A 12,796-nucleotide genomic window follows, 5' to 3' on the forward strand; every position below is an offset into this window, starting at 1 on the left:
TTATAAATATGAATCTGTCGCCACGACTAAAACTTTCGATGTTGTCTTAGCGGCGTTGCTAATTTGGTGTTTGGCTTTCGCCTCAAAATAGAAGGACTCTCCCTTGGAAACTACTTCAACTTGTTTACCGACTTTGACCTGAATAGAACCTTCGAGCACATACCCAAATGTTTCTGCAAGTGACGGTTGGAACGCCTTGTACGCTCCCCCAACGGCAAACTCTAGAATCACGGGTTCCATCTCATGCTCGTTCGAGTCTGGATTGAGCCACGTTACCGTCGTTTGGTGCTTGGCGTCTTCCATCATCGTCATATCCTCTTCGCGGTAAATCGTGAGCGCCTCTTCTGGCCCCTCATCGAAAAAGTCCGCTGCAGGGCATCCTAACACTTCAAGAATATCAAAGAACGTATCCATTGATGGCGAGCTCAAATCATTCTCTAATTGCGAGATATATCCCTTTGACAAATCTGTTCTCTCTGCTAACTCTTCTTGCGTTAAACCCTTTTGAATACGGAGGGCACGCAGTTGATGACCGATTTCCATTGTCTTCTCCTTTTAAACTAATTGTTTACTAACACAAAGACCATTATACATTAAGTTTAGTAATAGTCAACAAATCAACCTCAAAAAATAGGACTTTTTTGAGAGTATATTTTTTCGCATGATAGTGCGGGTTTTGTGCTTATTTTTTCTCGTGAAAAAAGCTGAAATTATCATATATGATAATTATCTTTTATGATAATATTGCATCGTTTAAAAAATCAAAATTAACTTATAAGTTAATTTTGAGTAAACAAAAACAGGATTCGATATCGAATCCTGTTTTGGTGTCTGCAGAAATTTATTCGCAGTGGTTTATTGACTTTCTTTTCATCACTCGTGATTCAAGAAAGTCTAATAAACTGTGCGGGCGAAAGACTACGAAACAGAATGACTTCACACTGTGAAATCATTCTTAGTTTCTGTCTTTCTGCCATCCTGTTTTTAATGCGCCAACATTTCTTGTGCAATTTCCAACCCTGTCAAGTTTGATGGGTAGTATGTTGGCCAGTTGTCCATTTCTTCTAATAGTTTTTCTTGGCTTTCATTTCCCATAAAGATGTGGAAGTGTCCTGTTTTCACTGGAGCGATGTTGTGGTCGCTGAATTGAACGTATTTAGGAGCACCTTCTACTGGGTTCACGGCTTCGAATAAGTAGCGGACGCCGCGGTTTCCTTTTTTGTAAGTTAGAATTTTGTATCCTACATATTTGTATTCCGCTTTAGCAGTTGTTCCATCCTCTTTTTGGAACTCCATTGTAGTATCCGTGATATTGATATTTTTAATATCTGTTTTATATCCTGTTGTGTAGTATGCTTTGTACTCGTCTTTTGTCATCTTTTTGCCAATTTTTGCTTTGTAGTCAAAGACTGGATCAAGAGTGCCATCCACTAAGTAAGGATATACGGATTGCCATTCGCCAACGTAATCAGAAAGTGTGCGGTCTTTTACAGCACTGTCCTCGAAGTAGCCTTTTGAGACTGTCTTCTCGTCTTCTGCGTGTTCTGGTTGGATATCTTTTCCTGGTTGGTCTGTTGTTTTCTTCAACGCTTCAAGGTTTTCGCGCATTACTGAGATGTAGTCTTCTCCTTTATCCATTTCCTCTTTTGTTAAAGATTCGATTGGATTTAATACGGCTAACTCCACTCCTGCTTCTTGTGCTAATGTTTTCGCGATTTTCTCAGAAGCATTTTCCTCAAAGTAAATAATCTTAATGTCGTTTTCTTTCACGTATTTTGTTAACTCTGCTAAACGTGCAGCACTTGGCTCAGCTTCAGGTGAAATTCCAGTAATTCCCACTTGGTTTAAACCGTAGTCTAATGCTAAATAGTGGAATGCAGTATGTTGTGTCACAAAATTCTTTTGTTTTGCATCTTTAAACGCATTTTTGTAGTCATTATGCAAAGCTGTTAATTTTTCGATATAAGCTTTAGCATTTTTCTCGAAGGCTTCTTTACGGTCAGGGAAAGCTTCCACTAACTGTTTAGTAATGTTTTGAACCATTTGAATCGCGCGTTCTGGTGATAACCATACATGTGGATCGTATTCATGGCTGTGGCCTTCTCCAGCGTGGTCATGGTCGTGTTCTTCCTCTTCACCGCCAGGAAGGAGTACCATATCTTTAGTTGCACTAATCGCTTTGACTTTGCTATCAGATTCGATAGTCTTTAGAACTGCAGGAATCCATGTTTCCATATACTCGCTATCATAAACAAGTGCATCTGCCTCGCTCATTTTTGCGATTTCTTTTGCAGAAGGCTCGTAGTCGTGTGGCTCTGTTCCAGCACCGATGATGAGCGATACATCTCCTTCATCCCCTACAATGTTTCTTGTAAAATCATAAATCGGATAGAAAGTTGTTGAAATTTTTAGCTTTCCTGATTGTGTTTTGCTGTTTGAATTACTTGGCGCACATCCTACGGCAACCAGTACAAACATCAATATTAATCCAATAAAGGTTGTTTTTTTCATGATATATTCTGTCTCCATTTCTTAAATCGTAATTCTTACGTTTTAAATTGTAGCACCTCACAAGATTCATTGCAAGGATTATTTTCTGAAAATTATTCGACAGAAACGAACGCATCATGCGCTAGTAGCATTTTTGAACTTCACGATAGCACCTCAATATATGAATAAATTTTTTCGGTGACTCTGAAGAGTTTTGCGTAATACATCAATTTTTGATAGTTTACCGAGTCCTTTTGGAAATATAGTTTGAAAGCTTGTGCAATCAATTGGACATCCATCTTATATACCGGACGTAAACACTCTACTAGAGTCCTCTCTATTTCATATATACGGATTCTTTGTCCTTTTTGGCGTTCAACTTCTACAATCCCCACATCAAAATTAGTTCGTGTCACAACAGGTTTCACTTCTTGTGCTTGCTTAATAGTTGAAGTATTCACTCCGTATGGGAACATCATCGTTTTCTCAAACGGCACAGTTAACGATAATCCATGTAACCACAATGCCGTATCGAGTGCGTATACTCCTTTTGGATTTCGTAATTGAATTAAATACCACTCATCCATATAGTCATCTGCCAACCCGTACAAACCATTTCCGAGCGGCTCAAGCAACTCTTGCTCAATCATTTTTCGATACGTTCGATAGCTTAATCCTGCTTCTTTCACATCACGATAAGATAGGATACCATTATTTCTTTTTAAATACTCCAGAATTTCTGTTTGTTTTGGATTCATTCTTTCACCTCCTAAAACGTAAACAAATTACTAACAAGTTTTAATAATGTTAGCAAAATGTTTACCTTTTTTCAACCCACAAAAAAAGTCTTATCCGCATCATCGCAAATAAGACTTCTCTTCTATTAGATTAATACTTTCGATAAGAACGATTGCGTACGCTCCATTTGCGGATTCTCGAGGACTTCTTTTGGATGTCCTTCTTCCACAATCACGCCACCGTCCATGAAGATTAAACGCGTTCCCACTTCACGGGCAAATCCCATTTCGTGCGTTACGACAACCATGGTCATGCCTCCTGCTGCAAGTTCTTTCATCACGCCTAGCACTTCGCCGACCATTTCTGGATCCAGCGCTGACGTTGGCTCATCGAACAAGAGCACATCGGGTTCCATCGCAAGTGAACGTGCAATCGCGATTCTTTGTTTTTGTCCACCAGATAGTGAGTTTGGATAGACATCCGCTTTATCGACTAAGCCCATTTTCTCTAGAAGCTCATGTGCTTTTTGTTCTGCGACCGCCTTGTCGATTTTCTTCAATTGAATTGGCCCAATCGTGATGTTTTCTAACACGGTTAAATGCGGGAATAAATTGAAGTGTTGGAACACCATTCCTAAGTGTTGACGCACGCTATCGAGGTCCACCCCTTTTTCATTGATGCATTGGTCTTTGAAGAACACCTTTCCGCTAGTAGGTTCTTCTAGTAAGTTTAGGCAACGTAAGAAAGTCGATTTTCCTGATCCAGAAGGACCGATAATCACTAGCACTTCCCCTTGTTCAATATGAGTGGAAATTCCGTTTAAGACTTGCTTATCGTCGTATTGTTTTTTAATTTCTTCTGTTCTAATCACTGGCTTGTAACTTCCTTTCTAGTTTGTCCATAAAGAATGCAATTGTCGTTGTCATGACGAAGTATAAGAACGCCGTCATTAACAGTGGGATAAATACCGTAAACGTTGCCCCACGAACGGTATCCGAGCTGTACATTAAATCGTGAATACCGATTAATGAGACGATCGATGTTTCTTTAATTAAGGTCGCAAATTCGTTCCCGATGGCCGGTAAAATATTTTTCATCGCTTGTGGCAAGATAATTTGACGCATCGCCATTCGTTTCGGCATCCCCATTGAACGAGCGGCTTCCATTTGCCCTTTATCCACCGACTGAATCCCACTACGGATAATTTCAGCGATATAGGCTGTCGTGTTAACGGACACGGCAATAACACCTGAAACAAAGTCATTTAAATCAAGAACGGTCGCGAGTCCAAAATACACTAAGTACAATTGCACAAGAAGTGGCGTTCCACGAATAATGTCGATATAGACCTTCGCTGCTTTTGACAAAAACTTGTTTGAGCTAAGTCTTGCGAGTGCCATTAACGTTCCACATCCTACCCCGACAATTACAGAGAAGAATGACAGTAACACGGTTGTCGTTGCCCCTTCGAGAAACAGAGGCCAATATTTAATAATCAATTCCATTCTTTTTCCTTCTTTCTATTCTGACATTAAATTCGTATTGCGAATAATCGATTCTTTTAGTTTTCCAGAAGACTCCAACTGATCGAGCACTTCTTGTACTTTTTTTACAAAAACTTCATTGCCCTTTTGTGCCACGGCTGCAGTCCCAGCATCTTCACTTGGAATTTCTACCGAAGCAACCGTTAAATCCGAATTCGCCTTCACAAACTCATCCGCTGCAATATTATCCATAATCACCGCATCGAGTTTTCCTTGTTGCAACGCTAAAATCAAGGTTGGATTTTTGGGTTGTGACGTGAGTGTTGCACCTGTCAATGTGTCTTTTACAATTCCTTCTTGAGAGGTTCCTTTTTGCGCACCTACATTTGCCCCATTGAAGCTATCTAGCGACGTGAACTTACCGGCATCCGTCTTCTTCACGACCGCTACCATATGTGAATCGTAGTAAATATTCGTGAATGCCACTTCCTTACTACGCTCTTCGGTTGGTGTAATCCCTGCAAGAACGAGGTCTACTTTCCCGGACTTCATCGCAGCAATCAAGAAGTTAAATTCCATCTCTCGAATCTCTACTTCTACTCCGAGTGCTTCCCCAATGGCATTGGCGATATCAATATCGATTCCGACAACTGAGTCTTTACCGTCATTAATATAATGCCATTCAAACGGTGGGTAGTCCGCTGTCGTCCCGATGACGATTTTCTTTTTGGCATAAATTCGGTCTAAAACAGCCGAACCTGTACTATTTTCTGTTGTTACTTGATTCGTGCACCCTACCAAGAAGCCGACAAGCACGATGAGCATCGCTATGATTTTCTTCATTTGAAACCTCCTTATAAAATAAAAACGCCCCTTATGCTAAACGCATAAGAGACGATGTTTGTCGTGGTACCACTCTATTTTGACGGGGAATTTCTTCCCGATCCTTTTCCTTGTTAACGCAGATTTCTGCGAAGATGGCTACTCGATTTCCCCATCTTTTCTACAAAGTGCGCTTCCAGAATTTCTAATCCGATGAGCTTCCACTCTACCTCATCTCGCTTTCGACGCCAAAATTCTGTACTCTCTTTGTCAATGAATTTATGTTCTTAAGTTGTTTTGTATTTTAGACCCATTCTTTTCGATTGTCAACTGGTAATCGTAAATTTGCATAAAAAAAGATAAAACCTACGGATTCATCTTTTCCATTTTGTCTTGAAGATACCAACCAACTGCCCATCCCACAACAAGAAGGTAGTTTTCAATTGCTCCAACGAGATTGACAAAGGTAGCTCCCTCTAAATAAGCAAGAAGATGATTCGTACCAATCCCTAATCCACCGACTATTAGTGCTCCTAAAACGACTCTTAAATAAAACCAATCATACTTAACATTAACGGCCACTAAAATAATCAAAACCGCCAAATTCCAAAATCCAATTTCTCGTTGCCAACCAACTGCAACCCCGTATCCCGAGTGAGCTCCCATCACCTCTGGAAAGAAAATTTGGAAAATCATTGCTCCTGTCATCGCAGTGATTAATACGATAAACATCACTTTTAAAAATTTATTCATTCTTCTTCACCTCGCTGTTTGTTATTCTCATTCAAAACTCAAAACAAAAGAGCTCCCGGTTTCCCAGGAGCTCCTAATTCTTATTTGCTTAAACCTTCGATAATTTTATCTAGGTTCCATTTCATCATGCTGTAGTAGCTGTCTCCATCTTTTCCTGCTTCTGCAATAGAGTCAGTGAAGATTGTTGAGAAGATTGGTAGACCAGTTTCTTGAGAAACAGTCTTCATTGGACGTTCATCCACACTACTTTCTACGAATAATGATGGAACTTTTGACGCACGTAATTGACGAACTAATTTCGTGATTTGTTCTGGAGTTCCTTCTTCTTCTGTATTGATTTCCCAGATGTACGCTGATGGAATATCGTATGCTTTAGAGAAGTACTTGAAGCAGCCTTCACTTGTTACGATTAAACGTTTTTCTTCTGGAATTTTCGCGATACGTTGTTTAGCATCTTTATCTAACGCTTCAAGTTTTTCAACATATGCTGCTAAATTCTTTTCATATGTTTCTTTGTTCTTTGGATCTTTTGCGATTAATTGTTTCGCGATGTTCTTCGCATAAATAACACCGTTTTCGATGTTTAACCATGCGTGAGGGTCTTCTTTTCCAGCTTCGTTTTGGCCTTCTAAGTAAATCACTTCTACGCCATCACTCACTGCAAAGTAATCTTTATTCGCTTCTTTCTTCGCATTATTCACCATCTTTGTGAACCAAGCGTCCCCACCGTTTTCTAAGTTGATTCCATTATAGAAAATCAAGTCTGCTTTTTGTACCTTTTGAACATCTTCTGGTAATGGTTCATACTCGTGTGGGTCTTGTCCTACTGGAACAATACTATGTAAGTTCACTAAATCACCGGCGATATTTTTTGTCATATCATAAATAATAGAGTTGGTTGTCACCACATTGATTTTTTCAGTATTTGCCTTTGAACTATTATCTTTACTTGTATCTTTACTTGTAGCGCATCCTGCAATTCCTAATACAACAAGTGCTGCTACAAAGAGTTTCTTCATTCTATTCATGAGATTTCCTTCTTTCTCTTTGTTTTGGTGAAACGATAAAACTTACGACAAAAAGTGCTGCTGCTGTTAATACGATGGTTGATCCAATAGCGATGTTAAACGTATATCCAATAACCAATCCTAATACGGATGACAGTGAGCCAAATGTTGCGGCTAAAATGAGCATTGTTTTCAGACGATTTGAATATAAATACGCTGTTGCTGCAGGGGTGATTAATAGTGCCACAATCATAACTGTCCCGACACTTTGCATCGCGGTAATTGATACAAGCGCCAAGAGGAACATCAATAAGTAGTGGTAAAATTGTACGTTCATCCCTGTAGATTGAGCAAAGACTGGATCAAAACTCGTTACTTGTAATTCTTTAAAATACGCTAAAATAACGACGACTACAATCACGCTCACCACCAATGTAATGAGTAAATCAATATCTTGTACGGCTAAAATATTCCCGAATAAAATATGGAATAAGTCTGTTGAACTCTTCGCCACACTAATCAAAATAATTCCCAATGCCAAAAACGAACTAAAGGTAATCCCGATAGCAGTATCGCCTTTGATAGTACTATTTTGATTCACAAATGCAATAAGGAACGATGCTAATAACCCGAACACCAGGGCTCCAATAAAGAAGTTAATGCCTAAAATAAACGACAACGCTACACCCGGTAATACCGCGTGAGAGATAGCGTCCCCCATTAATGACATCCCTCTTAGAATGATGAAGCATCCTAAAATTCCGGCAACCGCACCAATCACGACTGCTGAAACAAGCGCATTTTGTAGGAAATGGAATTCCATTAACCCTTCAATGAAATTATGCATGTTGCTCACCTCCTTGTGGAATATAGACACTTCCGCCGTATACATCATCTAAGTATTTCTTAATGAATACGTCTTCTGTTTTTCCAGAGGCTACAATCGAGTGTTTGACAAGAATCACCTTGTCAAAGTATTCTCTCACCTTCGATAAGTCATGGTTGACCATTAAAATAGTCTTCCCTTCCTCTTTCCATTTACGGAGAATTGTCATAATGACTTTCTCACTAAGCATATCAATCCCTACAAATGGTTCATCAAGGAAAATATATTGTGCTTCTTGAACCATGCAACGCGCTAATAGTACACGTTGGAATTGACCGCCAGAAAGAGCCCCGATTTGGCGAGATGCTAAATCCGTTAATCCAACTTCTTCAATGGCTGTATCAACTTTTTCCCAATCTTCTTTCGTCAATCGTTGCAATGGTTTCTTTTTAACGGTTCTTCCTAAAGCAACGCACTCACGAATGGTGATTGGAAATGTAAAGTCAATCTGGCTTTTTTGTTCGACATAGGCGATTTTCTGTAATACTTTTTTTGCGGGTTCTCCATCAATCAGAATTTCTCCTGACGATTGAATAAGTCCTAATATTGCTTTTAATAATGTTGATTTACCTGCACCATTGGGCCCAATAATCCCAGTAATGGTTGGTCCTTCAATGGTTGCATTACAATCTTTTAAAACATGTGGTTGCATCGCATACGATACCCCAACATTTTTAATCGTAATCAATGAATTCATCCCCTCAATTTATGTAGATTCTACATTTATTAGGTTACCCTAAAAAAATAATTTCGTCAAGTGTTTTTTTAGGTTTACCAAAAAATTTTCAGAAAATTTTTGAAAACAAGCCTTTACACGCTTAAATCAGCTGATTAACTCTCTTTTAAAAGCGCAAAAAGGCGCCTTCCGTTGCCCGGAAGACGCCCTTTCAAACTCTTTATTTTGTTAATAATGCTGCAGCTGCTTCATCACAAATAACTGTAACTTTTGGATGTTTTTGTAGGATACTTGCAGGAACTTCCTCTGTGATAGGACCTTCCACTAATCCTTTAATCGCATGGATTTTCTTAGGTCCGAATGCAATTAACACGATTTCTTTGGCATCCATGATGGATTGTAATCCCATTGAATAAGCGTAGCGTGGCACATCTTCTTCTTTTTCGAAGAAGCGTTTGTTCGCTTCAATGGTTGATTCTGTTAAATGAACCTTATGTGTGCGTTGAGTGAATGGTGTACCAGGTTCGTTGAATCCGATATGTCCATTACTTCCGATGCCTAATAACTGCAAGTCTACTGGATTTTCTTGAAGAACACGTTCATAACGTTCAACTTCTGCATCTACGTCTTTTGCAATCCCATCTGGTAAATAGCTATGTTTAAATGGCTTCGCATTGAAAAGATATTCATACATGAAATAAGCGTAGCTATGTTCGTCCGTTGGTGCCAATCCAACATATTCATCTAAGTTCACTGAGATACGATCTGAAAAATCTAAATCGCTATTTCTAAGTAATTCATATAATCCAATTGGACTTGAGCCTGTCGCTAGTCCAAACACTTTCGCTCCTTCGCCGTGTGCACGTTTAAAAATCTCAAAAGCGGCTAATGCGCCTTCTTCTTGAGTTTTAACAACAATAACTTCCATTAACAATACCTCCCTGAATTCCCTTTCATAAAAGGGTACTAAAAACATGAACAGCTGCTTAACTATATTATAACAAAAATTCAGAGGTCTTTAAATAGCTAAATTCATTTTAGTTCATAAAATCTTCGCCATACATCACCCATTGTTCGTAATGTTTCGCCTCGAATGCCTCTGTTGGTCGTGCAGCCTCGATTACAAGTGGAGACGCATTTTCAACGCTCACTTCTTCTAGTGGAACCCACACAATTCCCTTCGAATCATTCTTCTCTTCGCTCGTCACGAAGTCCTCTACCGTTTGAGCGTTCTTTTCTTCAACATCAATCGTAAATAGCACAAACTCATGATGCACACGCGCAATTTCTGGAACGGTCACAAACACATCACGAATCGTATTTTGGTATATGGCAGATACTTGGAATCCAGTCTCCTCTAACATTTCTCGTCGCAATGTTTCAACCAGACTCTCGCCTTCTTCCGGCGTTCCTCCCGGCAAATCAAATCTCCCGCGGTATGGTCCACGCGTCTTACGAATACAAAGGATGCGTCCCTCGCGAATGCAAACACCATACACTCCAAAATGGTTCATTTCTTTCATTGTCTTCCTCCACGAAAATAGAGGTGGCACGCCACCTCTATATCTTTTTTCTGAAGCCGTTAATGTGACTTCCTTTGTTGGGATTCTACTCCATGTTTTACGGCCAATCGGATGATCCAGTAAAACAAATATAAGGCAACTCCCATCAGTGCAAACGTCCCCAGAAACATTGGTAATACTAAGTCCATAAAGACCACCTCCAATGAAATTGAAAACTATTAACCGACTATTGTTATCTTCATTATAGCACTCCTAATTTGAAATTCAATAGATGGTTTGCTTGAAAAAACAAAAAAGCCATCCCCACCAGTTGCCTGATAGGAACAGCCTTCGAATCTTTATTTCCAAAAATCATCGTAGATTGTAATTGGTAAGTGACGTTTATGTTCTGTCTTTCGATACCAATTTTCAATTGTCTCAGCCGCTTTTTCGTTGATGTCTTTTCCTTCGAGATAATCATCAATCTCTTCGTAAGTAACGCCTAGCGCTACTTCGTCTGGAAGGGATGGGCGGTCTTCTTCAAGGTCTGCCGTTGGAACTTTCAAGTATAAATGGTCAGGAGCACCTAGTACTTGTAACATCGCACGGCCTTGACGTTTATTGAGACGCCATAACGGAATGATATCCGCAGCACCATCCCCAAATTTCGTATAGAAACCAGTCACCGATTCTGCCGCATGGTCTGTTCCGATAACGGCACAGCCCGTTTGGCCAGCAATGGCATATTGAGCCACCATACGTTCACGCGCCTTGATATTTCCTTTATTGAAGTCTGAAATTTCCATTCCTAAGGCTTCAATACTGCGTTCAGACGCATCTACTGCATCCTTCACGTTCACGCGAAGTACATCCGTTGCTTTCATAAAGGCAATTGCATCCATGGCATCTTGTTCATCTGCTTGCACCCCATAAGGAAGGCGCACGGCATAAAAACGATACACTTTTTGGTCTTGTTCTTCGTTTAATTCATCAATTGCCATTTGCGCCAATTTCCCAGCAAGCGTTGAATCTTGTCCGCCGCTAATCCCAAGGACATACCCATTCAAGAAGGGATGTTTCACAAGATACGCTTTTAGGAAATCGACGGTTTTACGAATCTCTTCTTCCGGATTGATCGTTGGTTTGACACGAAGCGTTTCGATAATTTTTTGTTGTAATGGTCTCATAACGTTCCTCTTACTTTGCGTTTTCTTTGGCCAACTGTTCTGATTTAAGACGCACTTCTTCTCTGATTTCCGCAATACTTGCCAATTTTTGGTCGTATGTCTTTTGAGAGAGATCGACTGGATATTGCTCTGGGTTCAAGATACGTTTGTATTCGTCCCATAGCGCTTCGATTTGCTCGTTTTTGTACGCTTTAATCTCTTGAAGTTTTGGCAATTCATACACTAATTTTCCGTTATTGAAAATCGGTTGTAAAATTGGACGCGCAGTAAAGTCTGTCACTGTTTTATTGATATAAGTGTAGACTGGATGGAACATAAAGAGTTCGTCTAATTGATCTGGACGTTCATCCCATAGCGCAATGTAGTCCCCTTCAGACTTGCCATCTGAGTTACGCGTAATACGCCATACTTGTTTTTTACCAGGTGTCGATACTTTTTCCGCATTGTTTGAAATCTTCATTGTATCCACCATTACGCCGTTTTCGTCTTCGATACTTACAAGCTTGTATACACAGCCAAGCGCTGGTTGGTCATACGCTGTAATTAAACGAGTACCGATTCCCCAAACGTCAATTTTAGCACCTTGCATCTTCAAGTTAAGGATTGTTTTTTCATCTAGGTCACTTGACGCGTAAATTTTCGCTTTTGTAAATCCAGCTTCGTCTAATTGTTGACGAACTTTTTTCGACATATACGCCATGTCACCACTGTCGATACGAACGCCTAAGAAATTAATCTTGTCGCCGAATTCTTTAGCTACACGGATGGCATTTGGAACACCAGATTTCAAGATATCATACGTATCCACTAAGAACACGCAGTCACGGTGACTCTTGGCATACGCTTTAAACGCTTCGTAGTCATCACGGTACGCTTGTACTAATGAGTGAGCATGTGTTCCAGAAACTGGAATGCCAAACATCTTGCCGGCACGAACGTTACTTGTCGCATCACATCCACCGATGTACGCTGCACGTGTTCCCCAAATTGCCGCATCTAATTCTTGCGCACGACGAGTCCCGAATTCAAGCACTGGATCATCTCCAGAAACCATGCGCACACGGCTCGCTTTTGTTGCGATAAGTGTTTGGAAGTTAACGATATTTAATAACGCTGTTTCGATTAATTGGCACTCAGCAAGCGTTCCTTCTACTTGCACGAGTGGTTCGTTTGCGAAAACGAGTTCCCCTTCTACTGCAGAGCGGATGTTTCCTTTAAATTCGAAGTTTTCTAAGTATGTTAAGAATTCTT

14 protein-coding genes and 1 other annotated feature are annotated in these 12,796 nt (G+C 40.0%); all 14 genes read right to left on the reverse strand.

All coding sequences use genetic code 11. The features are described from left to right. A complete protein-coding gene (locus O3798_RS04060) occupies window positions 1–543 on the reverse strand; it encodes a helix-turn-helix domain-containing protein (RefSeq protein WP_371463491.1) in 543 nt (180 codons plus the stop codon). Window positions 544–984: 441 nt separating this feature from the next. Then, complete coding sequence (locus O3798_RS04065; protein ID WP_371463493.1) at window positions 985–2,511, reverse strand: metal ABC transporter solute-binding protein, Zn/Mn family; 1,527 nt, start codon at window positions 2,509–2,511, stop codon at window positions 985–987. Between the two features lie 140 nt (window positions 2,512–2,651). Then, window positions 2,652–3,248, reverse strand: a complete 597-nt coding sequence (locus O3798_RS04070; protein WP_371463495.1) for a transcriptional regulator — start codon at window positions 3,246–3,248, stop codon at window positions 2,652–2,654. Between the two features lie 125 nt (window positions 3,249–3,373). After that, window positions 3,374–4,099, reverse strand: a complete 726-nt coding sequence (locus O3798_RS04075) for an amino acid ABC transporter ATP-binding protein (RefSeq protein WP_371463497.1) — start codon at window positions 4,097–4,099, stop codon at window positions 3,374–3,376. Continuing rightward, on the reverse strand, window positions 4,092–4,733 hold the full coding sequence (locus O3798_RS04080) for an amino acid ABC transporter permease (protein WP_371463499.1): 642 nt from the start codon (window positions 4,731–4,733) through the stop codon (window positions 4,092–4,094). The genes O3798_RS04075 and O3798_RS04080 overlap by 8 nt, the downstream gene beginning before the upstream one ends. Window positions 4,734–4,748: 15 nt before the next feature. Continuing rightward, the gene (locus tag O3798_RS04085; protein WP_371463501.1) at window positions 4,749–5,555 is read right to left on the reverse strand and encodes a transporter substrate-binding domain-containing protein; all 807 of its coding nucleotides are present in this window, start codon (window positions 5,553–5,555) and stop codon (window positions 4,749–4,751) included. A 44-nt stretch (window positions 5,556–5,599) separates the two neighbouring features. Then, window positions 5,600–5,817 (reverse strand) — a binding site (T-box leader). An 83-nt stretch (window positions 5,818–5,900) separates the two neighbouring features. Next, on the reverse strand, window positions 5,901–6,287 hold the full coding sequence (locus tag O3798_RS04090; protein ID WP_371463503.1) for a hypothetical protein: 387 nt from the start codon (window positions 6,285–6,287) through the stop codon (window positions 5,901–5,903). An 80-nt stretch (window positions 6,288–6,367) separates the two neighbouring features. Next, window positions 6,368–7,315, reverse strand: a complete 948-nt coding sequence (locus O3798_RS04095) for a metal ABC transporter substrate-binding protein (protein ID WP_285252374.1) — start codon at window positions 7,313–7,315, stop codon at window positions 6,368–6,370. Then, complete coding sequence (locus tag O3798_RS04100; protein WP_048782793.1) at window positions 7,308–8,141, reverse strand: metal ABC transporter permease; 834 nt, start codon at window positions 8,139–8,141, stop codon at window positions 7,308–7,310. The genes O3798_RS04095 and O3798_RS04100 overlap by 8 nt, the downstream gene beginning before the upstream one ends. Then, window positions 8,134–8,868, reverse strand: a complete 735-nt coding sequence (locus tag O3798_RS04105; protein WP_371463505.1) for a metal ABC transporter ATP-binding protein — start codon at window positions 8,866–8,868, stop codon at window positions 8,134–8,136. Before O3798_RS04105 ends, O3798_RS04100 begins: the two co-directional genes overlap by 8 nt. Before the next feature lie 208 nt (window positions 8,869–9,076). After that, a complete protein-coding gene (locus O3798_RS04110; RefSeq protein ID WP_371463507.1) occupies window positions 9,077–9,784 on the reverse strand; it encodes a glucosamine-6-phosphate deaminase in 708 nt (235 codons plus the stop codon). A gap of 109 nt (window positions 9,785–9,893) precedes the next feature. After that, window positions 9,894–10,379, reverse strand: coding sequence for an NUDIX hydrolase (locus O3798_RS04115; RefSeq protein WP_371463511.1), 486 nt, complete (start codon window positions 10,377–10,379; stop codon window positions 9,894–9,896). Window positions 10,380–10,717: 338 nt separating this feature from the next. Then, on the reverse strand, window positions 10,718–11,545 hold the full coding sequence (gene nadE, locus O3798_RS04120; protein WP_371463513.1) for an ammonia-dependent NAD(+) synthetase: 828 nt from the start codon (window positions 11,543–11,545) through the stop codon (window positions 10,718–10,720). A 10-nt stretch (window positions 11,546–11,555) separates the two neighbouring features. Next, the coding region (locus O3798_RS04125) for a nicotinate phosphoribosyltransferase (RefSeq protein WP_371463515.1) at window positions 11,556–12,796 on the reverse strand (1,241 nt) is incomplete at its 5' end.

The sequence above is a fragment of the Granulicatella sp. 20925_1_45 genome, from assembly GCF_041433555.1.
Classification (GTDB): domain Bacteria; phylum Bacillota; class Bacilli; order Lactobacillales; family Aerococcaceae; genus Granulicatella.

Excerpts from the sequence above, each read along its gene's own strand:
- O3798_RS04060 (WP_371463491.1), bottom strand. The coding sequence starts at position 543 with ATGGAAATCGGTCATCAACTGCGTGCCCTCCGTATTCAAAAGGGTTTA.
- O3798_RS04065 (WP_371463493.1), bottom strand. The coding sequence starts at position 2,511 with ATGAAAAAAACAACCTTTATTGGATTAATATTGATGTTTGTACTGGTT.
- O3798_RS04070 (WP_371463495.1), bottom strand. The coding sequence starts at position 3,248 with ATGAATCCAAAACAAACAGAAATTCTGGAGTATTTAAAAAGAAATAAT.
- O3798_RS04080 (WP_371463499.1), bottom strand. The coding sequence starts at position 4,733 with ATGGAATTGATTATTAAATATTGGCCTCTGTTTCTCGAAGGGGCAACG.
- O3798_RS04085 (WP_371463501.1), bottom strand. The coding sequence starts at position 5,555 with ATGAAGAAAATCATAGCGATGCTCATCGTGCTTGTCGGCTTCTTGGTA.
- O3798_RS04090 (WP_371463503.1), bottom strand. The coding sequence starts at position 6,287 with ATGAATAAATTTTTAAAAGTGATGTTTATCGTATTAATCACTGCGATG.
- O3798_RS04095 (WP_285252374.1), bottom strand. The coding sequence starts at position 7,315 with ATGAATAGAATGAAGAAACTCTTTGTAGCAGCACTTGTTGTATTAGGA.
- O3798_RS04100 (WP_048782793.1), bottom strand. The coding sequence starts at position 8,141 with ATGCATAATTTCATTGAAGGGTTAATGGAATTCCATTTCCTACAAAAT.
- O3798_RS04110 (WP_371463507.1), bottom strand. The coding sequence starts at position 9,784 with ATGGAAGTTATTGTTGTTAAAACTCAAGAAGAAGGCGCATTAGCCGCT.
- O3798_RS04115 (WP_371463511.1), bottom strand. The coding sequence starts at position 10,379 with ATGAAAGAAATGAACCATTTTGGAGTGTATGGTGTTTGCATTCGCGAG.
- nadE (WP_371463513.1), bottom strand. The coding sequence starts at position 11,545 with ATGAGACCATTACAACAAAAAATTATCGAAACGCTTCGTGTCAAACCA.